Source organism: Rhodococcus sp. 14-2496-1d, assembly GCF_002259365.1.
Lineage (GTDB): Bacteria > Actinomycetota > Actinomycetes > Mycobacteriales > Mycobacteriaceae > Rhodococcoides.
In genome coordinates this window covers 1-24,701 of the sequence record NZ_NPFV01000003.1, presented here as the reverse complement: position 1 = coordinate 24,701, position 24,701 = coordinate 1, and the positions used below count along the sequence as shown (strand labels likewise).

19 protein-coding genes and 1 pseudogene are annotated in these 24,701 nt (G+C 65.2%); 14 read left to right on the top strand and 6 right to left on the bottom strand.

From position 1 onward, the window contains the following. Positions 1 to 128 precede the first annotated feature (128 nt). The 6 genes from CH296_RS00900 (at position 129) to CH296_RS00875 (ending at position 5,739) form a co-directional block, all read left to right on the top strand. Positions 129 to 1,418: a sensor histidine kinase gene (locus tag CH296_RS00900; protein WP_373557266.1), complete on the top strand. Its 1,290-nt coding sequence runs from the start codon at positions 129 to 131 to the stop codon at positions 1,416 to 1,418. After that, a complete protein-coding gene (locus tag CH296_RS00895; protein ID WP_032397495.1) occupies positions 1,415 to 2,062 on the top strand; it encodes a response regulator transcription factor in 648 nt (215 codons plus the stop codon). Before CH296_RS00900 ends, CH296_RS00895 begins: the two co-directional genes overlap by 4 nt. A gap of 66 nt (positions 2,063 to 2,128) precedes the next feature. Further along, on the top strand, positions 2,129 to 3,136 hold the full coding sequence (locus CH296_RS00890; RefSeq protein WP_094683803.1) for a MerR family transcriptional regulator: 1,008 nt from the start codon (positions 2,129 to 2,131) through the stop codon (positions 3,134 to 3,136). 89 nt (positions 3,137 to 3,225) lie between these two features. Beyond that, on the top strand, positions 3,226 to 3,927 hold the full coding sequence (locus CH296_RS00885; RefSeq protein WP_256980287.1) for a hypothetical protein: 702 nt from the start codon (positions 3,226 to 3,228) through the stop codon (positions 3,925 to 3,927). Between the two features lie 7 nt (positions 3,928 to 3,934). Further along, positions 3,935 to 5,071, top strand: coding sequence for a sensor histidine kinase (locus tag CH296_RS00880; protein ID WP_179277597.1), 1,137 nt, complete (start codon positions 3,935 to 3,937; stop codon positions 5,069 to 5,071). Then, positions 5,050 to 5,739: a response regulator gene (locus CH296_RS00875; RefSeq protein WP_373557263.1), complete on the top strand. Its 690-nt coding sequence runs from the start codon at positions 5,050 to 5,052 to the stop codon at positions 5,737 to 5,739. The genes CH296_RS00880 and CH296_RS00875 overlap by 22 nt, the downstream gene beginning before the upstream one ends. 8 nt (positions 5,740 to 5,747) lie before the next feature. Here CH296_RS00875 and CH296_RS00870 read toward each other — a convergent pair whose 3' ends face one another. After that, the gene (locus tag CH296_RS00870; RefSeq protein WP_254924055.1) at positions 5,748 to 6,971 is read right to left on the bottom strand and encodes a serine/threonine-protein kinase; all 1,224 of its coding nucleotides are present in this window, start codon (positions 6,969 to 6,971) and stop codon (positions 5,748 to 5,750) included. A gap of 205 nt (positions 6,972 to 7,176) precedes the next feature. Between CH296_RS00870 and CH296_RS00865 the strand changes: the two genes are divergently transcribed. The 4 genes from CH296_RS00865 to CH296_RS00850 are packed head-to-tail and all read left to right on the top strand — an operon-like array spanning position 7,177 to position 10,866. After that, complete coding sequence (locus CH296_RS00865) at positions 7,177 to 7,989, top strand: hypothetical protein (protein ID WP_179277596.1); 813 nt, start codon at positions 7,177 to 7,179, stop codon at positions 7,987 to 7,989. Beyond that, positions 7,986 to 9,560: a DNA polymerase Y family protein gene (locus tag CH296_RS00860; protein WP_094629814.1), complete on the top strand. Its 1,575-nt coding sequence runs from the start codon at positions 7,986 to 7,988 to the stop codon at positions 9,558 to 9,560. Before CH296_RS00865 ends, CH296_RS00860 begins: the two co-directional genes overlap by 4 nt. 22 nt (positions 9,561 to 9,582) lie before the next feature. Beyond that, positions 9,583 to 10,347, top strand: a complete 765-nt coding sequence (locus tag CH296_RS00855) for an alpha/beta fold hydrolase (RefSeq protein ID WP_373557262.1) — start codon at positions 9,583 to 9,585, stop codon at positions 10,345 to 10,347. Between the two features lie 9 nt (positions 10,348 to 10,356). After that, complete coding sequence (locus CH296_RS00850; RefSeq protein WP_094683801.1) at positions 10,357 to 10,866, top strand: hypothetical protein; 510 nt, start codon at positions 10,357 to 10,359, stop codon at positions 10,864 to 10,866. A 10-nt stretch (positions 10,867 to 10,876) separates the two neighbouring features. Here the strand turns inward: CH296_RS00850 and CH296_RS00845 are convergent, their stop codons facing one another. Together CH296_RS00845 and CH296_RS00840 are read right to left on the bottom strand one after the other, a co-directional pair. Next, on the bottom strand, positions 10,877 to 12,877 hold the full coding sequence (locus CH296_RS00845; protein WP_094683800.1) for an SDR family oxidoreductase: 2,001 nt from the start codon (positions 12,875 to 12,877) through the stop codon (positions 10,877 to 10,879). A 34-nt stretch (positions 12,878 to 12,911) separates the two neighbouring features. Then, positions 12,912 to 15,041, bottom strand: coding sequence for an MMPL family transporter (locus CH296_RS00840; protein WP_094658288.1), 2,130 nt, complete (start codon positions 15,039 to 15,041; stop codon positions 12,912 to 12,914). Between the two features lie 140 nt (positions 15,042 to 15,181). Between CH296_RS00840 and CH296_RS00835 the strand changes: the two genes are divergently transcribed. Then, positions 15,182 to 18,457, top strand: coding sequence for an error-prone DNA polymerase (locus CH296_RS00835; protein ID WP_094683864.1), 3,276 nt, complete (start codon positions 15,182 to 15,184; stop codon positions 18,455 to 18,457). 23 nt (positions 18,458 to 18,480) lie between these two features. Then, positions 18,481 to 18,981: a metallophosphoesterase gene (locus CH296_RS00830; RefSeq protein ID WP_094683863.1), complete on the top strand. Its 501-nt coding sequence runs from the start codon at positions 18,481 to 18,483 to the stop codon at positions 18,979 to 18,981. A 15-nt stretch (positions 18,982 to 18,996) separates the two neighbouring features. On the opposite strand, the gene CH296_RS00825 is transcribed toward CH296_RS00830, so the two are convergent. Continuing rightward, a complete protein-coding gene (locus CH296_RS00825; RefSeq protein ID WP_094629812.1) occupies positions 18,997 to 19,722 on the bottom strand; it encodes an SDR family NAD(P)-dependent oxidoreductase in 726 nt (241 codons plus the stop codon). A gap of 75 nt (positions 19,723 to 19,797) precedes the next feature. Here CH296_RS00825 and CH296_RS00820 point away from each other — a divergent pair, with 75 nt between their 5' ends. Together CH296_RS00820 and CH296_RS00815 are read left to right on the top strand one after the other, a co-directional pair. Further along, positions 19,798 to 20,637, top strand: coding sequence for a helix-turn-helix transcriptional regulator (locus tag CH296_RS00820; protein WP_032397483.1), 840 nt, complete (start codon positions 19,798 to 19,800; stop codon positions 20,635 to 20,637). 122 nt (positions 20,638 to 20,759) lie between these two features. After that, positions 20,760 to 21,689 carry an SDR family oxidoreductase gene (locus CH296_RS00815; protein ID WP_094683799.1) on the top strand — a complete coding sequence of 310 codons (930 nt, stop codon included), beginning with the start codon at positions 20,760 to 20,762 and terminating at the stop codon, positions 21,687 to 21,689. 15 nt (positions 21,690 to 21,704) lie between these two features. Here the strand turns inward: CH296_RS00815 and CH296_RS00810 are convergent, their stop codons facing one another. Continuing rightward, positions 21,705 to 22,658, bottom strand: coding sequence for a HAMP domain-containing protein (locus tag CH296_RS00810; protein ID WP_094683798.1), 954 nt, complete (start codon positions 22,656 to 22,658; stop codon positions 21,705 to 21,707). Between the two features lie 171 nt (positions 22,659 to 22,829). Beyond that, positions 22,830 to 24,701, bottom strand: a pseudogene (locus CH296_RS00805) (hypothetical protein); the annotation flags it as partial.

The following is a 24,701-nucleotide window of genomic DNA, read 5'->3' as shown; positions in this document are numbered from 1 at the left end:
CCAGGATCGAAGGCGTGCACCCTGTCGACAATCCACCCGTCGACGCCGCCAGGAACACACCGTCCCCGGCAGGCGACGCGACGGCCACCCACACCACGTCAGCCGTGCCCATCGCCCCCGTTCCCCCCATTGCTCCTGCAGGCTCCGCTCCTGCTTTTCCTGTCGCTTCTGCAGGCTCCGCTCCTGCCCCCTACCAACGCCGCGGCGGCGGACGCATCGTCGGCGGCGTGGCAGGCGGGCTCGCCGACCATCTCGGCGTCGACGTGTTCAAGGTTCGGGTGGCGTTCGCGCTGCTCGCCGCATCCGCCGGTGCCGGAATCGCCGCATACGGATTGATCTGGATGTTCACGCCCGCGGGCGAGGACACTGCGCATCCGAGTGCTGCCGAACGCCAGCGTGCGCTCGGGTTGGCTGCCATCGGTCTCGGCCTCGCCGTCGGGCTCGCCTGGCTGCTCAGCGGTACCGCTGCATCGGTCATCGTGCCGGTCATTGTCGTGGTGATCGGTGCAGCCCTGGTCTGGCGTGAGTTCGATTCCGAGGGACCACGAACTGCTCTCGGCCTGCCCAAGCATCCGAGCGTGTTGAGTTGGGCGAGGGTCGTCGGCGGAGCGACGTTGATCGTGCTCGGCCTCGCCGTGGTGGTGCTCGCCCGCGTCGATCTGGCCGCGCTGCGCTCGTCACTGCTGGCGGTGGTGGTCACTCTCGTCGGCGTCGGCCTGTTGACGGTTCCCATCTGGTTGCGCACCTGGCGCGCGCTCGGTGCCGAGCGGTCTGCACGCATCCGCAACGACGAGCGCGAGGAAATCGCCTCGCACCTGCACGATTCGGTACTCCAGACACTGGCCCTGATCCAGAAACAGTCCGATCAGCCGCACGAGGTGATGCGGTTGGCGCGCGGGCAGGAGCGCGAACTGCGCAAATGGCTGTTCGACGGCGGAGACACCGACAACTCCAGCTTGGCCGACGCACTCAAGACCATCTCCGGTGAGGTCGAGGATCAGCACGGAGCGACGGTTCGACCCATCACTGTCGGCGACGTGCACCTACTGCCCGACGACATCGAGTCGGGCCTGTCCCGTGAGAGCTTCACCGCGCTGCTGGGTGCCACGCGAGAGGCGCTCGTCAACGCGGCCAAGCATTCCGGTGAGACCAATATCGATCTGTTCGCCGAAACCGAACCGGAACAGGTCAGCGTTTTCGTCCGCGATCGCGGTACCGGCTTCGACGAATCCGAGGTACCCGAGGATCGACAGGGACTGGCGAAGTCCATTCGGGGACGCATCGAGCGCCGCGGTGGCACGGTGCAGGTACGGTCGACCGTCGGCAAGGGAACCGAAGTGCGAATCTTCATGCCTCGCAACGGAGCCTCCGTCACCACCGAATCTTCCGAATCCACCCAGCAGGAGCAGTCGACGTGACCGAACCTTTCCGCGTTTTCCTCGTCGACGACCACGCGGTGTTCCGTTCCGGTGTGCGAGCCGAACTCGCTCGCGAGGCGGACATCGACGTCGTCGGGGAAGCCGGAGGCGTCTCCGAGGCGGTCTCGGGCATCGAATCGACGAAGCCGGACGTGGTGTTGCTCGACGTGCACATGCCCGACGGCGGCGGCGTCGCGGTGTTGAACCGCATCTCCGAGGGGCCGGTCTGTCTCGCCCTGAGTGTGTCCGACGCCGCCGAGGACGTCATCGCCGTCATCCGTGCCGGGGCGAGGGGGTACGTCACCAAGACGATCTCCGGCTCGGAGCTCGCCGACGGTGTTCGACGCGTCGCCGGGGGAGATGCCGTCTTCAGCCCCCGTCTGGCCGGGTTCGTCCTCGACTCGTTCACCGGTCGCAGCGCTGCCCCGGAGCCCCCGCTGGATCCGGAACTGGATTCGCTGACGCCCCGTGAACTGGAGGTGTTGCGGTTGTTGGCACGCGGGTACACCTATCGTGAGATCGCCGAGGATCTGTTCATCTCCGTCAAGACCGTCGAGACCCATGCCTCGAACGTTCTCCGAAAGACTCAGCAGTCCAACAGGAATGCGCTCACGCGATGGGCGCACAAGCGTCGAATCGACTAGGCACCCGACATCCGGGCACGGGATCACGCTTGACCTTCGACCAACCCGAAGCCTCAGGATTTCACCATGACTGATTCGGCGGAAGAATTCCTGACCATCGGTGCGTTCGCTCGCGCGAGCGGACTCACCCCCAGTGCTCTACGGTTCTACGACGACTGTGCGTTGCTCGTCCCGGCTTTCATCGACGCCAAGTCCGGCTATCGCTACTACTCCCGTGCACAGTTCGAGAGAGCGAACATCATTCGACAGTTGCGCGACATCGGCATGCCACTGGACAAGGTGGCCTCCGCACTCGCCGGCGACGGAGCTGCAGCGGTCGACATCGTGGATCGGCACGTCGACGACCTCGTCGCACGCGCGCGGGCAGCCGCCGAGGCCGCGATCTCGATCCGCCGATTGTTCGACGAAAGATATTGCACAGCAACACTTTCTGCCGTCGAGTTCGCGTCTGCGGTCGAGCAGGTCGCGTCTGCAGCCGGAACGGGCGAGGAGTTTCCGGTGCTGCGGGGTGTGCTGGTCGAGGTGGACGGTGGCACTGTCACCCTCACCGCGACGGATCGGTATCGACTCACCACCCGAAGCCTCGTGGCACAGAGCTCACCCGGCGCAGCCTGGTCCCGTATCGCATCGGTCGGCTCTCTCGGGACGCTACCCGCGTCGGGAAACTGTGTGCTGACGGCAACCGACGACGCGATGGTGTTCGAGTCCGAAGGCGTCCAGCACACTGTGGATCTGGTCGACGGCGACTTTCCCGACTGGCGCACGATCATCGACGGTCTGGCTCCGACCGCGACGAGGGTTGTGGTGCAACGAGATTTCGTTCCTCTCGACAGCGGTACGCTGCGGATCGACGCCGGCCAGGACGGCCTGACGGTCGAGGGTGTCGCGGTCCCCGCTCGGGTGACCGGTTCCGACATGACGGTGTTCTTCGACGCGGCCGTCCTGCAGGCTGCGGTCGCATCGGCCGTCGGACCGGACCTGATGCTCGATATCGCCGCTCCTGACCGTCCGATGCTGGTGCGGTCGGCGGTCGACGGCGCTCTGACGACACTGGTGATGCCCGTTCTCGGCTGATCGACGGTCGGCGGTCGTTCGGAAGTCGGTGCAGAAGTATCGACTTTCGATGACTGGGTACTTGCTCCCACTCTCGATACCGTGAGGGTATGGACGACAAGATGCTCGGGGAGACGCCACCGGCGGTGCTGTGGTTCTCCCGCGGCGATCGGCTCTTCCTGATCGCCGGTGCCGTGATCATCGGGGGACTACTGGGGTTCGGGCTGCCCTATGTGTCTTCCTGGGGAGCATCGCTCACCTGGATACCGTTTCAGGGTCCGCTGGAGTTGATCGCTTCGTGGTCGCAGTGGTGGGTGCGGTACGTCTGTATCGGGCTGGGAGTACTGCTCGGGCTGGCTCTGGTGGCGGCCGCGTTCTACGACACTGCACGGGTGGCGGTGTCGGAGGTGCAGGTACGTATCACCGAGAGAGGCGAGACCGCCACGATCTCGAAGTCCGAGGTCGGCACAGTCTTCGTGGACGGCAAGGAACTGGTTCTGCTCGACGGTGCCTCGCGTCAGCTGGTGCGGGTGCCGAGCGAGGAGAAGCGTGATGCCATCGAGGCGGCGTTCGAGAAGCGAGGTTGGTCGGTCGCGACCGGCGATCCCTATGCCGATCTCTATCGCCTGTGGGTACCCGAAACTCCCGGTCTGGCACCGGAAGTGAACGCGGTGCTCAAAGCCCGCGCGATGGCCCTGAAGAAGAAGGCCGCGTCCGATGCGCGTGAATTACGTACGGAACTGGACCGACTCGGCGTCGTGGTGCGAGACAAGAAGACGAGCCAGTACTGGCGTCCCCTGGTTCGATCGTGACGGTTCGATGACAACTCTGCTTCGACGGCATCGGGAACGCGCATGGGATGTCGCCGCCATCGCGTTCGCGCTGCTGTTGGTGCTGTCGGTGGCCGCAGGCACCGAGGGGATGACCACCACGCGAACGGTCGTCTCGATCCTCGTCGGCGTTGTCGGTGCCGTGTCGTTGTGGTGGCGTCGCCGGTGGCCGATCGAGATCGCGGTAGCGCTGGCGGTGTGCACGATCCTGACCGACGCTGTCGGTGGTGCCGAGTTGGTGGCCGTCTTCACCGTTGCTACTCGAAAGTCGTGGCGGGTCACCACCGCGGTGGTGGTACTGCATCTCGCGGCGTCGATGATCTGGACGATTCTGTGGGTCGAACAGTCGATTGCGTACACCGCGATGGCCAGTCTCGCCTTTCTGAGTATCCCGGCCGCGTGGGGCATCGTCGTCAAGTCGCGCCGCGAGGTGATCGATTCTCTACGAGAGCGGGCAGAGCGAGCGGAACACGAATCGAATCTGCGCGCCGAGACCGTTCGGGGACTCGAACGCGAGCGGATCGCGCGCGAGATGCACGACGCTCTCGCACATCGGATCTCGTTGGTCAGTCTTCATGCCGGAGCGCTGGAGGTGCGGCCGGACGTCGGTGCGAAAGAGGTCGAGGCGATCGCATCGACCATCAGACTCGGTGCACACGGTGCCCTGGAGGATCTGCGGGAGATATTGGGAGTGCTCCGATCGGGTGTCGCGGCCTCGGCGCGTCCACAGCCGGGGGTGGCGGACATCGGCGAACTGATCGAGGATTCGGAGAAGGCCGGTACTCGGGTGTCGTTCGTCGACGAGTTGCCTTCCGGCGCAACGCTGACGCCCTCTGTTTCCCGCACCGTTCATCGGGTGATCCAGGAAGGTCTGACCAACGCCAGAAAGCATGCGCCCGGCCTGCCGGTGCGCTGCGGGCTTACGACGGCCGGTGATGAGCTTCGGGTGTGGCTCGAAAACGGTCTCGGTACAGAGGGTTTCGCGGCAGTACCCGGTTCGCGGTCGGGAATGATCGGTCTGAGCGAACGTGTCGAATTGGCAGGCGGACGAATCGAGTACGGAATCGCGCGTCGCGGCGACGGAGTGGTCTACCGTCTGGAAGCGTGGTTGCCGTGCCCGAAGTAGCCGACGGTCCCGATGTACTCACGGTGTTGCTGGTCGACGACGACGCGTTGGTCCGCGCGGGCTTGTCGCTGATCCTGAGCTCGGATCCTAGAATCAGGGTGGTCGGTGAGGCGGCCGACGGTCGCAGTGGCATCGAGGCAGTGCACGCGTTGTCTCCCGACGTGGTTCTGATGGACGTGCGGATGCCGGTCCTCGATGGGCTCGCGGCCACCGAAATGCTTCGCGCGGAGGGGTTCACGGCTGCCATCGTGGTGTTGACCACGTTCGATACCGACGAGTACCTGCTGCGGGCACTGCGGGTCGGCGCGAACGGATTCCTGCTCAAGGACACGCCGCCGCGGGACATCGTCGACGCGGTGCATCGCGTCGGAACCGGGGAATCGATGCTGTCGCCGACCGCCGTCGGACGCTTGGTTGCCCACTGGCGCGAGCAGGACGCTCGATCGCACGACTCCGCCACCGCGCGGGCGCGGGCCCTGCTCGAGTCCCTGACCGATCGCGAACGCGAGGTGGCGGGTGCTGTCGGGTCGGGGAAGTCCAATGCGGAGATCGGTGCCGAGTTGTACATGAGTGTCGCGACCGTGAAGACCTACGTCTCGCGGATTCTGACGAAATTGGCGTGCAGCAACAGGGTTCAGATCGCGATCGTCGTGCACGAGTCGCGTTGAGGGTTCGTCTACAGCAGGAGTGCGATCACCAGAACGAAAACGACCACGATGGCGAGCACGAGTGCTGCGAGGATCGCGGTAGATGGAATCGACGTTCGGTCGCCGACGACGTCCTCGATGCGCATCAGGACGTGCTCGATCGGGTTCTTCTTCTTTCGCGGTAGATCGAACGGCGGTGGCGAATACGTCGACGGGACCGGATTGGCTTGGCTCTCACCGGGTTGCACGGCCGGCAGGCCCGCGATGGTTCTTCCGAACTCCCTCGACGGACGACGAGATTCGGAGACCGGTGTCGAGCGCCTCGCCCATGCCGGGACCACGCCGTCCGCGGACGTCAGAGGCACCCCGCGCAGCTGAGCTATGCTGCCGCGCTTGCTGATCGCGGCGACGATCATCTCGTCGCGAGCCTGCGCCATGGTGGGGCGTCGGGCAGGATCGGGTTCGAGCATGTGCAGCAACGGGCCCGTGAGATCGCCGCTGCGGGTGGGAGCGATGATCTGCCCCTTGGCAACTCGGTGCAGCAGTGCGATCGAATCGTGATCGATGTCGAACGGCGGTTTGCCTTCGATGGCCGTGTACAGCGTTGCGCCGAGGGAGAACACGTCGCTGGCCGCGGTGGGATCCTGTCCGCGTGCGACCTCGGGTGCGAAATATGCCGGGGTGCCGGTGATCACGCTGTCGTCGGCTGCTTCGACGTCTCCCTTGGCGCGGGAGATGCCGAAGTCGCTGATCTTGACGATGCCCAGATCCTTACCGCGATCGGCGATCAGAATGTTGCCCGGCTTGATGTCTCGGTGCACGATCCCGGCCTCGTGCGCTTCGGTCAGGGCGTCGGCGATCTGCGCGCCGATCTGAGCTACCTCGAACGGTGGTAGCGAATCGGTGGTGCCGAGTGCCTGCGCGAGACTGCGCGATGACAGGTATTCCATGACCAACCACGGCTCACCGTCGACGAGAGCGACGTCGTGCATCGCGATGGCGTGGGGACTGGAGAGTCGGGCTGCGATGCGACCCTCGCGCATGGCCCGGTTACGTACTTCCACGGCCTGCTCCGGGGTCAACCGAGTGGTGGACGTGACCTGCTTGACGGCCACCTGGCGGTGCAGAAGTGTGTCGGTGGCGAGCCATACCGCGCCCATGCCTCCACCGCCGAGTTTGCCGGCCAGGCGGTATCTGCCTGCCAGGAGGTAGTCGGGCCCGACGCCCCGTCGAACACGCTGCTGATCCGTCACGCCCACAGGTTAGTTGACGATGGCTGGACGTGCCCGCAGCCGAGCGACGGAGGCATCTACCAGGGGCTTCGGCATCACCTTGACGAGTTGCCGTCCGAGCGGCTTTACTGAGTGCAGATCGAAATTGTGTTCGAATACGCCACTTCCCGCGTTCGTCGGACACCGAAGTTTCGGCTCGATTTTCTACGCCGCGAAGGGGAGTGACATGACTGTATCGGGAGCTTCCGTCACGCCGGATGTGCTCGACGGGTTGTCGCTGCCGGAGCGTGTGGCGTTGCTGCGTAGCCGGATGGCCGCCGTGCCTTCTCGGGGCGAAACGGCATCGGTGCGTATCGAGAATTCGGACCCCGTCGAGCCGGTGCACCCGGAACCGTCGACACCGCGTCCGACCCGTCAGCGGCCCGTTCTTCCGGTGCCGTCCGCGCTGATCGAGGTGCTGCCGCACGGTGGACTGGTACGTGGAACGGTGGCCTCGGTTTCCGGTGCCGGCTCGCTCCTGATCGGGTTGGTGGCCGCGGTGACCGGTGCCGGCGGGCATGTCGCCGTCATCGGGCAGCCTCGTTTCGGAATTCTGGCCGCGGTGGAAATGGGTGCACAACTGAGCAAGCTGGCTCTGATTCCCGATCCCGGTCCCGACCCGGTGGAAGTGGCGGCCATTCTGCTCGACGGTGTCGATCTCGTGGTACTCGGTCTCGGCGGTCTGTCGGTCTCGCCCACTCGGGCCAGGGCCGTGGTGGCCAGAGCGCGGAGCAAGGGGGCGACGCTGCTGGTGACCGATGGGCACTGGGACGGGGCAGAGCTACGACTGGACGCATCGGTGCACGGATACGACGGCCTCGGCACGGGCCTGGAGCTGGGCCGCGGCCGACTACGCGGCGTCCGATTGTCGGTGTGCGCTCGCGGCAAGGCGATGCGGCCCCGCACCGTTCGACTCGACCTGCGTTCGGAGAACGGCCGCATCGAGTGGCATGCCGAGGAGCGCGAACAGAATCCGTTGTCGATCGCGGTCTCGACATGAGCATCGATCGTTCCAGCCGTGTTCTTGCACTGTGGTGTCCCGATTGGCCCGCTGTTGCAGCAGCTGCTCAGGCCGATCTCCCTGCGACGCATCCGGTGGTCGTCACCTCGGCCAATCGGGTCGTCGCGTGCTCGGCGACGGCACGGGCGTCGGGTATCAAGCGCGGCCTGCGCCGTCGGGAAGCGCAGGCGCGGTGCCCGGATGTGCACGTCGCTCTCGCCGATACCGATCGTGATGCGCGATTGTTCGAGCCCGTGGTCTCGGCCGTCGCCGCCATCGCGCCGGGAGTCGAAGTGCTGCGACCGGGCTTGCTGGTTCTCTCTGCTCGCGGCGTCGGACGGTATTTCGGTACCGAACATCGGGCCGCGGAACGGTTGATCGACGAAGCGTCGGCTGCCGGTGTGGAATGTCAGATCGGTATCGCCGACGAGCTGTCCACCGCGGTCGTCGCCGCGCGGTATGCGCAGGTGGTGCCGCGCGGCGGGGGTGCAGGCTTTCTCGCACCGTTGCCGGTGGCAGAACTCTCGGCCGAACCGAGCATGTCCGCGGCCGATCGCGGTGAGCTGGTGGATCTGTTGCGACGCTTGGGTCTACGAACGATCGGCGACTTCGCGGCCCTGTCTCCCGGGGATGTCGCGTCGCGCTTCGGTACCGATGCCGTGTTGGCGCATCGCAGTGCTCGAGGTGAGCCCGAACGTCCGCCGTCGGCCAGGGCTCTGCCGCCGGACCTGGATGTGGAGTACCTGTGCGATCCGCCGATCGATCGGGTCGACGCAGCTGCGTTCGCCGGGCGCGGGTTGGCCGAGCAGTTGCACACCAAGCTCGCTGCCGCTGCCGTTGCGTGCACTCGTCTGCTGGTGCACGCCAGTACCGGTAACGGCGAGAATCTGTCGCGGATATGGCGCTGCGCCGAGCCGTTGACGCCGGAGGGAACAGCCGACCGCGTGCGCTGGCAGCTCGACGGCTGGATCACCGGGCGCAGCGAGAACAAGCCGACGTCCGCGATCACCGTGCTACGGCTCGAACCCATCGAAGTGGTGGCCGCCGGTGAGCTGCAGCTGGGTTTGTGGGGCAGTGTCGGGGACGAGGACGAGAGGGCGCGTCGGGCCTTGGTGCGTGTGCAGGGTCTGCTCGGCGGCGAATCGGTGCTCGGTGGTGTGCTCAGCGGCGGCCGCGGGCCGGCCGAACGGATCACCCTGCGTCCACTCGGCGACGAACTGGTGCCGATGTCCGATCCGTCGGATCCCTGGCCGGGACGGCTCCCGGAGCCTGCTCCGGCGGCAGTGATCGAGACACGTCCGACGGTGACGCTGATGAATCGGTCGGGAACCGGAATCGGCGTCACCGATCGTGGTGTGTTCGATGCACCGCCGTCGCGATTGCGCTGGGGCACCAAGGAATGGGAACTGACGGGTCTGGCCGGGCCGTGGCCGGTGGACGAGCGATGGTGGGACAGTGGCCACGCGGCGACGGGTCCGACGGCGCGAGCCCAGGTGGTGCTCGACGACGAAAGGGCCTTGCTGCTGGTGTTCGACGAGGGTCGGTGGCGGGTGGAAGGAATCTACGAATAGCGGCACCGCTACCGTCGAGAGAATGCAGATGATGTCGGAGACGGTCGACCTCGATGGTGTCGACATCGCGTATCGCTCGTTCACCCCGCTGGGGCACGCCAACTCGGATTCGGTACCGGTGATGCTGGTGCACGGAATGGGCGGCGACAGCACAACCTGGGATCGGTTCACCCGTGCACTCACCGCACAGGGCAGCCGAGTGATCACCGTCGATCTGCGCGGACACGGCAAGAGTGCGCACACGTCCACGTACGAATTCAATTCCTTCGGGGCAGACCTGATGGCGTTGATCGACCACCTCGAGCTCGACGAAGTCGATCTCGTCGGGCATTCCCTGGGCGGATACGCGGTCTCGCTCGTCGCGCAGCGTCGCCCGCAGCTCGTCCGCCGTCTGGTCCTCGAGGAGCTTCCGATACCGATTCGGCCGGGGGACGCTCCGCCGACGCTGACCGGCAGGATGCCGTCGGTGACCGAACTCTGGCACGCAGCGACCAGCGTCGTTCTGCACCCCCGCGCGGTACTCGCCTTCGATCGCTCGATGACCACCACTGCTCTCGAGCAGTTCCGTCGACCGAATCCGCAGTGGTGGGCGTCGTTGGCCGACATCACGGCTCCGACGCTGGTGCTTCGAGGAGGTCCGGGCGGCATGGTCGATCCGGACCGGCTGGCCGCGATGGTCGCCGAGATTCCGACCTGCCGCGTCGAGGCGTTCCGCACCGGGCACAGCATCCATCGCGACGGATACTCGGCGTTCGAGGCAGCAGTTCTGCCGTTTCTGACGAACTAGGATCCGTGCATGTCTCTGAGCGTGCTCGATCGCAGAATGCTGGGCTGGTCGGCGCTGTTCGTCGTATCCCAGGCCAATATCGCCCGACTGCTCGGCCCCGCAGCTCCGAAAGTGCTTGCCGTACAGACGGCGTGGTCCGCCCAGCGTTACTGGCAGATCCTGGCGAGCATGGACGAGACCGAGATCGCTCGGTTCCGCAGCCACTATCTGCCCGACTTCGTACATCCCGCGATCTATGCCGTCGCGCTGCGTGCAGGCGCGAGGAGCCTGGCGGAGAAGACTCAGCTGAGCCCCGCAGTGACGACGGCATTGGCCGTCGCTCCCGTTGCCTCCGCCGCCGGGGACTACATCGAGAACGTCGTCGGACTGGTGTTGGTCGACAACCGAGAACGGATCGCCGACACCGTCGTCCGCGCCACCACCGTGGTCAGCACCGTCAAATGGACACTCGCCATCGGCACTCTGACGTACCTGAGTCAGGGATTTCTGCGGGTGTGGGCAAAGGCTCTGTTGCGCTGAGTTCTGCCGGTCACCAACTGGTGCCGGGGACCAGTCTTCCGACGCGTCGGATCACCTTGCCGATGCGTGCGCTCGGAGCCTTCGGATCGTAGGGACGCACCCGATAGGGCACCTTCCCGTCCTCGATCGTGACCGGCGTTTCACCCTTGGCTGCCGCGGATTCGGGAAATTTTCGGTAGTGCTGATGCATCGTGCGGTCTTTGCCCTTGGGGGCGAACATGGCACCGAATTGCCCGAGTGTTCCCAGTGGAGTGTCGATTCGCTTCGGCTTGTCGCTCAGTGCGCGAATGACGATCGCGGCAGCCTTCTCCGGTGAGAACACCGGACCGACGTTCTTGTCTCCCGTCGGGGTGATCATCGGTGTGTCCACCAGGGGCATGTGAATGGTGGTGTAGGTGATTCCATCCGAGAGTGTCTCTGCGGCAGCCACATCGGTGAAGCCGTCGAGCGCGGCCTTGCTGGCCACGTAGGCCGAGAACCGAGGCGGGTGTCCGAGGACCGCAGCGCTGGAGATGTTGACCACGTGCCCGAACTGACGTTCACGCATGTGTGGCAACAGTGTCAGCACCAAACGGATCGCCCCGAAGTAGTTGACGGCCATGGTGCGCTCGTAGTCGTGCAATCGATCGGTGGATCGATAGAGTGCGCGGCGGATGGATCGTCCGGCGCTGTTCACCAGCATGTCGACGTGATCGTGTTCGCTCAGAACGGTTTTCACGGTCTGATCCACCGATTCGCTGTCGGTGACGTCGCACGAGTAACCGTAGGCGGTGCCGCCCGATTCGCGGATGTGCTCGACCACCTCGTCGAGTTGATCCTGACCGCGCGCGAGCAGAATGACCACCGCACCCTTGCGGGCAGCTGCTTCGGCGCTGGCACGACCGATTCCGGACGAGCCACCGGTGATGACGATGTGACGGCCGAACAGCGGCCCGCGTGGGTCGTTTCGGCGGTTGCGCTTGGGATCGAAGTTCTCCCGCCAGTGAGTCCACACTCGATCGGCGTACGTCCGCAGCGGTGGAGGCGTGATCGAGCTGCCCTGCAACGCTTTCTGTGTCGATGCCGACTCGAACACGGTGGGCAGAGTCAGGTGTTCGAGCATCACCGGAGGTACTCCGAGATCACGAAGGGCGGCGTCGCGTTGCTTGCGCACGGCCCTGGACTTGGGGGAGACCACGGGAGCGACCAGCGCTCCTGGCACGTCGACAATTCGCGCGCGAGATCCCGCTGCCGACGAGAACGCGGCGTAGACCTCTGCCATCGACTGAGGCGTCGGATTGACCAGATGGAACACGCTGCCGGGAGCGGTGTTTCGATGCACGAGCTCGACGATGGCGTTGGCGACGTAGTCGACCGGAACCAGGTTGGTAGCGCCCATCTTCGGCACCGTGATCGGTACGACGGAGGGCAGCTTGGCCAGCTCCGCGAAGAACGGGAAGAAGAAGTACGGTCCGTCCACCTTGTCGATGGCACCGGTCTCCGAGTGCCCGATGATCGCGGCAGGCCGATACACCCGCCAGTCCGCAGCGCTGTCGCGGACCAACTTCTCGGACTCGAACTTGGTGCGGTGATAGGCAGTCGGAAAATTCTGGCCGAGGTCGAAGTCGTTCTCGGAGAACGTTCCTCGATAGTCGCCCGCAACGGCGATCGACGAGATGTGGTGCAGGCGGGCCCCGGTCTTCTCGGCGAGGCCGATCACCGAGGCAGTTCCGGCGACGTTGGTCGGGGCTTGCTCGTCGCCTGCGGTCAGGTCGTATACGGCTCCGAGATGGAGGATGTGGTCGATGTCGGCAGGCACGTCTCGGAGTCCGAGCTCCGGCTCGGTGAGATCGCCGACCAGCGGGTGAATTCGGTCGCCGCCGTCGAGGTGCTGTGCCAATCGCTCGAGACGGGCCACCGATCCCGGACGCACCAGCACGTGGATCGCGGCGAGCGCATCACGTTCGAGCAATCGGGGCAGGACGTTCTTCCCGAGAAACCCGGTACCGCCGGTTACGATGTAGTTCGCCATGCGAGCCGACCTTACTCCAAGGTAAGTTCCGGTGCTAGTGCCCGATACCTGCTTTTTCGTGCACTTTCTTCATCCAGGCCGGTGCCCACCAGTTCGCCTCGCCCATGAGTTTGACCAGGGACGGAACCAGCAACATCCGGATGATGGTGGCGTCGATGATCAGCGCCAGGATGACTCCGACGCCGAGGAACCTCATGATCGACAGACCCGAGACGGTGAAGGCCCCGGTGACGACGATCAGTATCAGCGCCGCCGCGGTCACGATGCGTCCGGTGCGTTGAGCGCCGAAGATCACCGCTTCCTCGGTGCTCGCTCCAGCCGCGCGAGCCTCCACCATGCGCGACATCAGGAACACCTCGTAGTCGGTCGACAAGCCGAAGATGACCGCGAGAATGAGAACAACGAACGTCGATTCGAGCGGACCGGGGGTGACGCCGAGCAGGCCGGCTCCGTGGCCTTCCTGGAACACCCACGTGAGTGCGCCGAAGGTGGCGGCCAGGCTCAGTCCGGCCATCAGGACCGCCTTGATCGGCAACACGATCGATCCGAATGCGAGGAACAACAACACCAGCGTCGAGACGACCATGATCGTGATCATCACCGGTAGCCACTTCGCGATCGCCGCATTGCCGTCGTCGACGTTGGCTCGTCCGCCGCCGACGAGGATCTCGGTACCGTCCGGAGGAGTGATCGCGCGCAGCGCCGCCACTGCGTCGGATTGGGATTCGGCCTCGCTCAGCCCGCCGGTCGGTTCGCTGTAGGACGCCTGCAGCGTCACGAAATCGTCCTTCGAGCCCAGGAATTCGGCTCGGGCGATACCGGGCGTGGATTCCACGGCGGAGGTGAGCGCCGCAATCGGTGCGCCCTGAGGCTTGACGCCGTCCAGGCCGCGCAGAACCACGGTTGCGCCCTCGCCGGTGGATTCGAAGTCGGAGCCGAGAGTCTCGAACGCCATGCGCGCAGGGTTGTCCTTCGGCAGCGCCGTGTAGTCGACCTCTCCGAGCGATACCTTCAGGATCGGGGTGGCGATGATCAGCAAGCCGGCGACGATGACGGCAGCGACGATGCCCGGATGCTTCATGACGCGGGTGACGACGCCGCCCCAGAACTTGTGTGCGCGTGCATCGCCTCGGTCGGACGCTGTGCGCGACCACGTCCAGGAGTTGATGCGGGTACCGAGAATGGCGAGCAGGGCGGGAACCGCGGTCAGTGACAGGACGGCTGCACTCGCCACTGCGGCCATGGCCCCGAACCCGAGAGATCGGATCACTGCCTGCGGGAAGACGAGCATCCCGGCGAATGCGCAGATCAGCAGCAGTCCGGAGAAGACGACGGTCTTGCCTGCGGTGGCGACGGTGCGGATTGTCGCGTCGATCGGCGTCGATCCACCGCGCAGTTCCTCGCGGAACCTGCTGACGATGAACAGTCCGTAGTCGATGGCCAGGCCCAATCCCAGCAACGACGCGACGTTGATCGAGAACGAGCTGACTTCGGTGAACTCGGTGAGCACCCGCAGGATGGCCAGGGAACTGAGCACGCTCAGAATGCCGACGAAGACCGGAACCGCTGCGGCGATCACGCCGCCGAAGATGAAGATCAGCAGCAGCAGTGTGATGGGAACAGCGATGATCTCGGAGCGGATCAGGTCGCGTTCGAGGGTTTCGCTGAGCGAGACTCCCACCACCGTCGCGCCGGCGAACTGAGATTCGATGCCGGGCACTTCGAGCTGTGGTGGAAGCTCGCCGAAGGTGTTGAACGTGACGCCCGAGTTCGCGCCGAGGTACACCGTGGCCAACGCCTTGGTTCGGTCCTTGGAGACCAGGAATTCCTTGCTGATCGGGTCTGCGCTCCAGTACGAGGCGACGTTGCCGAGGGTGTATCGACTGCTGAACTCGTCGAGCGTCGCTTGCACCTGTGGTCCGATGTCGTCGATCGACCGGCCCTCGGGGGCGGTGTAGATCGCGACGATGTCGGGGGTCGGTTGGCCTATGCCCTGCACCAGCCGTGCGACCTCGGACGATTCGCTGCCTGCGTCGGCGTAGCCGCCCTCGCTCAGTTTCGAGAAGACGCCGAGTCCGAAGATTCCGCCGACGGCGACGACGGCGACGACAACTGCGAGTGCCCATCGTTTGTGCGATACGACGAACGAGGCCCAACGCGTCACGTCTGTGCTCCGGCTCTGTGAAAGGGATTCGGCGAAAAAGGGTCAGTGGCGATTCGACTCTAGTTGATCCGTGTCGGACCCCCGTGTTCTCATTAGAACAAGTGTTCGATGAGGTGGCGACGTGAGGGAAGGTGGTCTCGATGGGATGGAACGACGGACCACCCACGTGGTCGGAGATGGAACGAGTCCTGTCCGGACGCCCGAAGCCCGTGGCCGAGGGTGACGGAGGTGACAGCCCGGCGTGGTCACGAAAGAGGGACGTCTACGACCGCACCATCGACAAGCCCACTCTGTCGGTGACTCCCTACGCGGAATTGCACGCGCACTCGGCGTTCAGTTTTCTCGACGGTGCCTCGCAGCCCGAGGAGATGGTCGAGGAAGCGGTACGCCTCGGCCTCGAGTCCATCGCCATCACCGACCACGACGGTTTCTACGGGGTCGTGCGGTTCGCCGAGGCAGCCAGAGCTCTCGGTATCGGAACCGTGTTCGGTGCCGAACTCTCGTTGGACACCCATCGATCCCGAGCCGGAGAGACCGATCCCGACGGCACCCACCTACTGGTGCTCGCTCGCGGACAGGAGGGGTATCGCCGGCTCTCGCGTCGGATCGCCGCTGCGCACCTGGCGGGCGGGGTCAAAGGTAAGCCGCAGTACGACATCGACGAACTCACCGAATCGGCGGGCGGTCACTGGCAGATTCTCACCGGTTGTCGGAAGGGGCATGTTCGCCAGGCGCTCTCGCGTGGTGGTCCGGAGGCAGCAGAGGCCGCGCTGCGCACACTCGTCGACCGGTTCGGATCCGATCGTGTCACCGTCGAACTCACCCGGCACGGCGTCGCAGACGACGACGAGCGCAACGACGCACTCGCGACTCTGGCGCAGCGGTACGGCCTTCCGACGATCGCCACCACGGCCGCGCACTACGCCGGGCCGCGTAGCAGGAGATTGGCCATGGCGATGGCGGCTGTGCGCGCACGGAGCAGCTTGGACGAGGCTGCCGGTTGGTTGGCACCGACCGGCGGTGGACATCTACGGTCCGGGGCGGAAATGGCCGAACTGTTCCGTCACTATCCGGGCGCGGTGCGCGGTGCCGTCGAGCTCGGTCGTGAGTGTTCGTTCGATCTGAAGCTGATCGCGCCGCGCCTGCCACCGTTCGATGTGCCCGACGGATACACCGAGATCAGCTATCTGCGTCGACTCACGTTGGAGGGAGCCACCCGTCGGTACGGCTCGCAGTCGGCGAACCCGGCCGCCTATTCGCAGCTCGAGTACGAGCTCGACATCATCGAGAGGCTCGAATTCCCCGGCTACTTCCTGGTGGTCCACGACATCGTCCACTTCTGCAAGACTCACGACATCCTCTGTCAGGGAAGGGGTTCGGCGGCCAACTCGGCTGTCTGCTTCGCGATCGGCATCACCAACGTCGATCCGGTGGCGAACAAGCTGCTGTTCGAGCGGTTCCTCGCACCCGAGCGCGACGGGCCGCCCGACATCGACATCGACATCGAATCCGATCGTCGAGAAGAGGCGATCCAGCACGTCTACGCCAAGTACGGCCGCACCCATGCCGCCCAGGTGGCCAACGTCATCACCTACCGCGGCAAGTCGTCGGTACGAGACATGGCGCGTGCGCTCGGCTTTTCGCAGGGACAACAGGACGCGTGGAGCAAGCAGATCACCCGCTGGTCCGGAATCGGTGATCAGGACGGCGACGGAATTCCCGACTCCGTTCTCGACCTGGCCCGTCAGATCGAGGGCTTCCCACGTCACCTCGGCATTCACTCCGGCGGCATGGTGATCTGTGATCGTCCGATCGCCGATGTCTGCCCGGTGGAATGGGCGACGATGGAGAACCGCAGTGTGCTCCAGTGGGACAAGGATGACTGTGCCGCAGTGGGTTTGGTGAAGTTCGACATGCTCGGACTCGGTATGCTCTCGGCGCTGCACTACATGATGGACCTGATCGCCGAGCACAAGGGCATCGACATCGAACTCGCCTCGATCGATCTGTCCGAGCCCGAGGTGTACGAGATGCTCCAGCGAGCCGATTCGGTGGGGGTGTTCCAGGTCGAGTCCCGCGCGCAGATGGCCACTCTGCCGCGTCTGAAGCCGCGCAACTTCTACGATCTGGTGGTCGAGGTCGCGCTGATCCGTCCCGGTCCGATCCAGGGTGGTTCGGTGCACCCGTACATCAAGCGCCGCAACGGACTCGAGCCGGTGATCTTCGAGCATCCGTCGCTGAAGAAGGCGCTCGATCGAACACTCGGTGTGCCGCTGTTCCAGGAACAGCTGATGCAGATGGCCATCGATGTTGCGGGTTTCAGTGCCGCCGACGCCGATCAACTACGCCGTGCCATGGGATCGAAACGGTCACCGGAGAAGATGGAACTGCTGAGGGGACGGTTCTACGACGGGATGCGCGACCTGCACGGCATCACCGGTACAGCTGCCGACCGAATCTACGAGAAGCTGTCGGCCTTCGCCAATTTCGGCTTCCCCGAGAGCCATTCGCAGAGCTTCGCCTCACTGGTGTTCTACTCCTCCTGGTTCAAGCTGCATCACCCGGCGGCGTTCTGTGCCGGACTGCTGCGCGCCCAGCCGATGGGTTTCTATTCACCGCAATCTCTGGTCGCCGACGCCAGGCGACACGGCGTGCTGGTCCACGGTGCCGACGTCAATGCCAGTCTCGGTCATGCGAACCTGGAGGGAAACGGGCTCGAGATTCGGATGGGGTTGGCGGACGTGAAGTTCATCGGTACTGCTCTGGCTCAGAAGATCGTCGACGCGCGAGACGCACATGGGCCGTACACCTCGTTCCTTGACCTGACGGGACGCGTCGAACTGTCGGTGGCGCAGGCGGAAGCGCTGGCCACGGCAGGCGCACTCGGGTGTTTCGGCATCACCCGTCGAGAGGCACTGTGGGCTGCGGGTGCGGTGGCGGGGGAGCGGCCCGGTCTGCTCCCCGGCATCGGAGCGTCGACGAAAGCGCCTGCGTTACCCGGCATGACGGACCTCGATCTGGCGTCGGCCGACGTCTGGGCAACCGGTGTGTCACCGGATTCCTATCCCACCCAGTTCTTTCGAGATCGGCTCGATTCGCTCGGCGTGGTTCCCGCGAATCGACTGCTGCAGATCCCCGACGGAGACAGAGTGCTCGTCGGCGGTGCGGTGACGCATCGCCAGCGGCCGGCCACGGCCGGAGGCGTCACGTTCATCAACCTCGAGGACGAGACCGGCATGGTCAACGTGGTGTGCTCGGTCGGGTTGTGGGCCAAGTACCGCAAGCTGGCAATCACGGCTCCGGCGTTGCTGATTCGCGGCAAGGTACAGAACGCCGAGGGTGCGGTGACCGTGGTTGCCGATCATCTGCAACTGATGGATCTCCGAGTTGCGTCCAGATCGAGGGACTTCCGATGAAGGGCGACGTGCACAATCGACGGGTGAAGTTGCTGCTGATCGCCGACACTCATCTCCCGAAGCGTGCACGCGACCTGCCCGACGAGGTGTGGGCGGCCGTCGACGACGCGGATGTCGTGATCCATGCCGGTGATTGGGTGGACCTCGCATCGTTCGAGGAGCTGTCACGGCGGTCGCGTCGTCTGGTCGCGTGCTGGGGGAACAACGACGGTGACGAGTTGCGCGCGCTGATGCCCGAACGCGCCGACGTCGTGCTCGGCGGGGTTCGGTTCACCGTGATCCACGAGACCGGAGCTGCGACGGGACGTGAACGACGCATGGCCGCGGCGTACCCGGAGACGGACGTGCTCGTGTTCGGGCACAGTCACATCCCGTGGGACACGTTCGCGGACAACGGTCTTCGGCTGCTCAACCCCGGTTCACCGACGGATCGGCGCCGCCAACCGTTCTGTACGTACATGACCGCCACAGCCGAGGGCGGTGCGCTGACGAACGTGGAGCTGCATCGCATCGCCCCTCGGTAGTCACGACCGAAGTACTCACATTCCGCCGGCCACCCTGACGACGGTTCCGGTCGCGTATCGCGCATCATCGGAGAGCAACCAGGACACGGCTCCGGCGATCTCGTCCGGCGCACCGGGGCGGCCGAGGGGAATGCTCGACGCCATCTTCTGTGGTCGCTGTCGATCGCGATGGAAGTCGGTCTCGATGATGCCCGGTGCCACCGCGTTGACGCGAATGTTCTGCGCAGCAACTTCTTTCGCCAGACCGACTGTCAGCGTGTCGACGGCGGCCTTGGCCGCCGCGTAGTGGACGTACATGCCGGGGCTGCCCAGAGTCGCGGCAGCTGAGGAGATGTTGACGATCGAGCCACCCGATTCGACCATCGCCGCGATCGCGTACTTGCAGCAGGTGAGCACACCGACCAGGTTGACGTCGAGGTCTGCTCTGATGGTCTCGATGTCGTTGTCGACCAGCAGCCCGACTGCGCGTGCCGAACCGGCGTTGTTGACCAGACCGGTGACAGCTCCGATCTCGCCGGCGGCGCCGAACAGATCGATCACCGCCTGCTCGTCGGTGGTGTCGGCGCGTACGGCGATCACGGTTCGGCCGGATGCCGACAGCTCGGCGGCCAACCCTTCAGCGGCGGCGGCGTCGGAGCGATAGCCGATCACCACATCGTGCCCGTCGGCCACCAGCCGTCGGGATACGGCGGCACCGATTCCGCGACTTCCACCGGTGACGATGGTCAGGGGAGCGCTCATCGTTGAACAATAGCCATCGCGGAGAGGGCACAATTGCGGCAGAGGCAACCGCGTTCGACCGGAAGGGGCTCCGCGGTGATCGATCGATCGGAATTGGCAGTGTTTCTCCGGCAGAGGCGCGAATCTCTGCAACCCGAGGACGTCGGGCTGCCGCGAGGGCAGCGCAGACGGACCCAGGGCCTACGCCGCGAAGAGGTGGCCGAGCTGTGCCACATGTCGACCGACTACTACGCACGACTCGAACGGGCTACCGGACCCGCTCCGTCGGCGCAGATGATCGCCTCGATCGCGCAGGGACTGCATCTGTCGCTCGGTGAGCGTGATCACGTGTTTCGATTGGCCGGGCACAATCCTCCCGCCCGCGGTTCGTCGAGCGAGCACGTCAGCCCGGGAATGCTCCGAATTCTGGACCGCCTGAACGACACGCCCGCCGAGATCGTGTCCGAAATCGGAGAGACGCTGCGTCAGACGCCGCTGGGTGCGGCACTGACAGGTGATGCGTCGCTGCGCACCGGGCCGAACCGGAGCCTGGGATACCGATGGTTCACCGACCCCGAGGCCCGGCAGTCGTACCCGCCCGAAGAGCGTGCGGTGCTGTCTCGGGTGTACGCGTCGGGGCTGCGCGAGATCGTCACTCTTCGCGGACCCGACTCGAGAGCTGCGCACCTGTCCGCAGAATTGCTCGAGGTCAGCGAGGAGTTTCGAACCCTGTGGGCGAAGCGCGAAGTGGGAGTTCACCCACCCGAGTCGAAGCGGTTTCTGCACCCGACGGTCGGCCTGCTGCAACTGAACTGCCAGACACTGCTGGACCCCGAGCAGGCGCATCGACTGCTGGTGTACACGGCAGTGCCCGGCAGCGAGAGCTACGCCAAATTGGAACTGCTCGCGGTGGTGGGAACTCAGGTTCTGTCCTGACGCGATTCGACGGTGGCGGTCGTATCAGTGGATCGGCAAGTCCTGGATGAGCCCGCGGCAATCGTCGAACATGGGTTCTGCAGGTCGAATCCACACGATCAACACCGACACAGGAGCTTGTCATGAGCCGAACAGCACACACATCCCTTCGCGATCTGACGGGCAAGGTGGCCGTCGTCACGGGAGCGAGCGACGGGATCGGAACGGTCATCGCCACGCAGCTCGCCCGCTCCGGTGCCGAGGTCGTGATGCCGGTGCGCTCGGCCACCAAGGGGGAGCGGGCCGCCGAATCGATCCGAGCCGCCGTGCCGGGAGCGAAGGTCGCCACTCGGGCGCTGGATCTGTCGTCGTTGGAATCCGTTTCCGCTCTGGTGAACGATTTCTCATCCGATGGACGGGCGATCGACATACTCGTCAACAACGCCGGTGTCATGCAGCCACCTGCACGCCAGGTCACCCAGGATGGTTTCGAGCTGCAGTTCGGCACCAATCACCTCGGCCACTTCGCGCTCACCCTCGGTCTGTTGCCGCTGCTGCGCAAAGGTGATGCGAGAGTCACCTATCAGACGAGCATTGCGGCACGGTCGGCGACCATCAATTGGGACGATCTCAACTGGGAGCGTTCCTACGACGTCATGAAGGCCTACGGTCAATCGAAGCTCGCGGTGGCTCTGTTCGCACGCGAACTCGAGGCGCGCAGCAGGGCCGGCGGCTGGGGAATCACCAGCAACATCGCTCACCCCGGAGTTTCGCCGACCAATCTGCTTGCGGCACAACCGGAATTGGGGCGCCCGAAAGATTCGGCAGGAAGACGATTGATCGGCGTTCTTGCCCGCGTCGGCATCGCGGGCACGGTGGACAGTGCAGCACGGCCGGGATTGGTTGCAGCCGCGGGTGGAGCCGCGGGTGGGGATCAGTTCTTCGGCCCGAAACGAGTCATCGGCGGGCCACCGACCGAGGTCGGCATGTGGAAGCCGATGCGCAGCATGGACGATGCACGCCGACTCTGGGAGGTGTCCGAACAGCTCACCGGGGTGCGGCTCTCGTCCTGATCCACTCGAAGGTCCTCACTGGGGTGTCGGCGCGGGCTCCCTGGCGTGATCGACGAGATCGTGTACCAATCCGATGATGACGTCCATCTGAGCGATGACCTCGACGCGCAGTCGGTCCTGCTGGTGTTCGGACATCGACGGTGCGTCGGGCCCGTCGAGCGACATCAGTAGGTCGATGTTCGTACGCAGTGCCGTCAGGGGCTCCATCAGTTCCGCTCCTGCGTCGACGATCAGTTGCCCCTGTCGTGCTCGCGAACGAGACAGGGACGCCAACATCTCGTTGAAGCTGTTGGCCAGTGAAGCCAGTTCGTCGTCACCGTTGACATCGATGGGCTCGAAGTCCCCGGTCCGGGCCACACGTTCGGTGCCCGCGCGAAGTCGGCGTACCGGCCTGAGGCCGGTACGGGCCACGGCTGCACCGGCGACGCCGGCAAGCGCGACGAGAAATGCTCCGACGATGACGAGTGCGAGTGTGAGCTTGGCCAGCAAGGGTGACGCTTCATTGAGCGATTCGGCCACCATGATCGTTCCGCCGGAGCCGGTGCGTGCTGCCGACAGGTAATAGCCTCGTACCTCGCGCAGCGATTGCTCGACGGTGCCGTCCACGACAGATTTCTCCGCGTCGTCCAGAACTCCGTCGGAATTGGTGAAGGGCTCGGTGCCAGTCGTCGACGTCACCAACGTGCCGTCGGGCGTCACCAGCGCTGCTTTCACCGCGGTGCCTTCGGTGTCTTCTATACCGAAGCCGAAGAGACCCGCCGGAACGCCGGATGCGGCGCTGGCAATGAGAGCGTCGCTGTTGCGTTCGACGCGGTCCACGATCTGTGAGCGGAGGGCCTGTTCTGCGACGAGATAGATCGCGAGAGCACTCACTGCGACTGCCAGTGCTGCCACGCTCATCGTCAACACTCTGATGCGGCCGTGCAACGACAGTGCCCGGGGGCGAGCTCTTGCACGTGAATTGCTCATTTCTCGAGTATGCCGGTCGACGAGCGCCGACCATTCTGCAGGCCGCACGGACCGATGTCGTCGTTCGGCCAGGGGCCGACGGTTCATCGTGTTCGTGCACGTGGGTTCGGGTTCCTGACCTCGAGGCGAGCGCCGGCACGGGTCCCCAAGGCCTTCACGAAAGTTCGATCTTCAGAAGGGCGGGGTTTCGGTGTCCTGACTGTCCGACGGTGATTCCGACTTCCGGTGGTCGGGTGGGTGGGGGTAGGCGATGATGCCGGAGTTTCTCGGTTGGGTGGGGATGTGTGGTCTGAGGTCGTTACCGAGGATCGGGACGGCGGTGCCGTTGGCGGGCAGGGTGATTCGGGTGGTCTTCGATGTCGACGTCCACAGGATCGCTCCGCCGGGGAGCATGACGGCTTTCCAGTAGCCGGCGGTCTTGACGGCGTGGTGGTAGTCGCAGAGGCACTGCAGATTGTTGACGGTGGTCCAGCCGCCGCCGACGGGGTTGCTGTGGTCGAACGGGTTGATGTGGTCGAGTTGGCAGCGGGCGGCGGGGCGGTGGCAGCCGGGGAAGCGGCAGTGTTTGTCGCGAAGGCGGACGGCTGCGGTGGTGAGGGCGTCGGGTCGGTAGATCAGGGCGCGGTCGGTGAGTGGGTCGCGGGGTACCGAGTTTCCGAGGGTGGGGTCTGCGGCGATGGCGGCTTCGAGTGCGGCGGCAAGGGAGGCGTTGCCGAGATAGAGGCCCCCGGGTGTGTGGCCTGCTCTGTGGACGGTTCGGTTCGGCCGGAGTGTCGAGCCCGGGTCGCTGGCGGGCAGACCGAGGGCAGAGCTGTGCCGTGTGCCCCGGCCGACGGGAGTGTGGGTACAGAACAGCGCTGCGGCGGAGGTCAGTGATTGCGTCCGTCGCTGGTTGTCGCCGCCGTCGGGTACAGGTGAGGATGTGTCTGCGCCTGGAGTGGTCGCTGCGTTGTTCGTCGCCGGCGGTAGTCCAGGTGTCGGCGGGACCGTCCTGAGTTGCTCGGGTCGATCCGAAGCAGAAGGAGTTCGGGTTCGATCGGGTGCAGTGCTGGGCGGCATCGGTGTTGGTGCAGGTGCCGGATCCGGTGTTCGAGGTGGTTCTCCGGTCGGGACGGGTGTCGAACTCGATGTGCCGACCGCACCTCGTGCCGATGCTGCATGCACGACTGCTGGATCTGAGTCACGGTCGGGATCTGTTTCCGGGTCGGACGCAGATCCCGCCGCTGTCGGTGGTGCTGATGCGGGCGAGGGCGAGGGCGAGGGCGAAGGTGAGAGTGAGGGCGAGGTGGTCGTGTTCGTTACCGGCGTGCTGGTCGGAGATGGCGAGGGTGTCGGCGATGCAGCGGTGACGGATCCGTTCGCCGGTTCCACCTCCGGGGCAGTGGTCGCATCGGTGTCGACGTCGACGGGAGCACATGTGGTCGTGCAAGTTTCGGTCTCGGTCTCGGTCTCGGTCTCGGTCTCGGTCTCGGACTCGGACTCGGGTTCCGGGTTGCTGTCGGTGCGGCTGTGGGTCTCGGTAGCGCGTGTTCCCGACGCGGTGTTTGTCCCTGAGTCGGCGTCCGTGCCCGTGTCCGCTGTCGCTGCCGACCCTGGGTCCTGTTCCTGCGTCTGCTTTTTCGGTGTTCGTTCCCATTCCCCGGTTTCCGGGTTCTGCACGGCCAGTCCGAGTTTCTCGGCGAGGGTGACCGCTTCGGTGAGCAGGATCTGCCACTGACTGCTGCGCGCCAACTCCCGAGCGAGATCAGGATCGATCGAACCGTGCCCGGCCAGATACGCCGGGTTCGCGAGCAACCCGATCAGGGTGGCGATGTCGACGGTGACCATCGTCAACGGCACCCGCCGATCGGGCAATGCTGCTCCCGCTTTGGGGCAGTCCTCCCGTCGGCACAGGCATGCCAAGCGGGGTTCACCGTGCATCCGGGCCATGAATGCATCACACAGGCGTTCCTTCTTCCCGCGCGGATCTTTCGGGCACAAGGTGTCGGCCATCTCCTCGAGCAACTGCCACGCAGCGGCAGCTTCCGGGGCGGTCAACTCCGC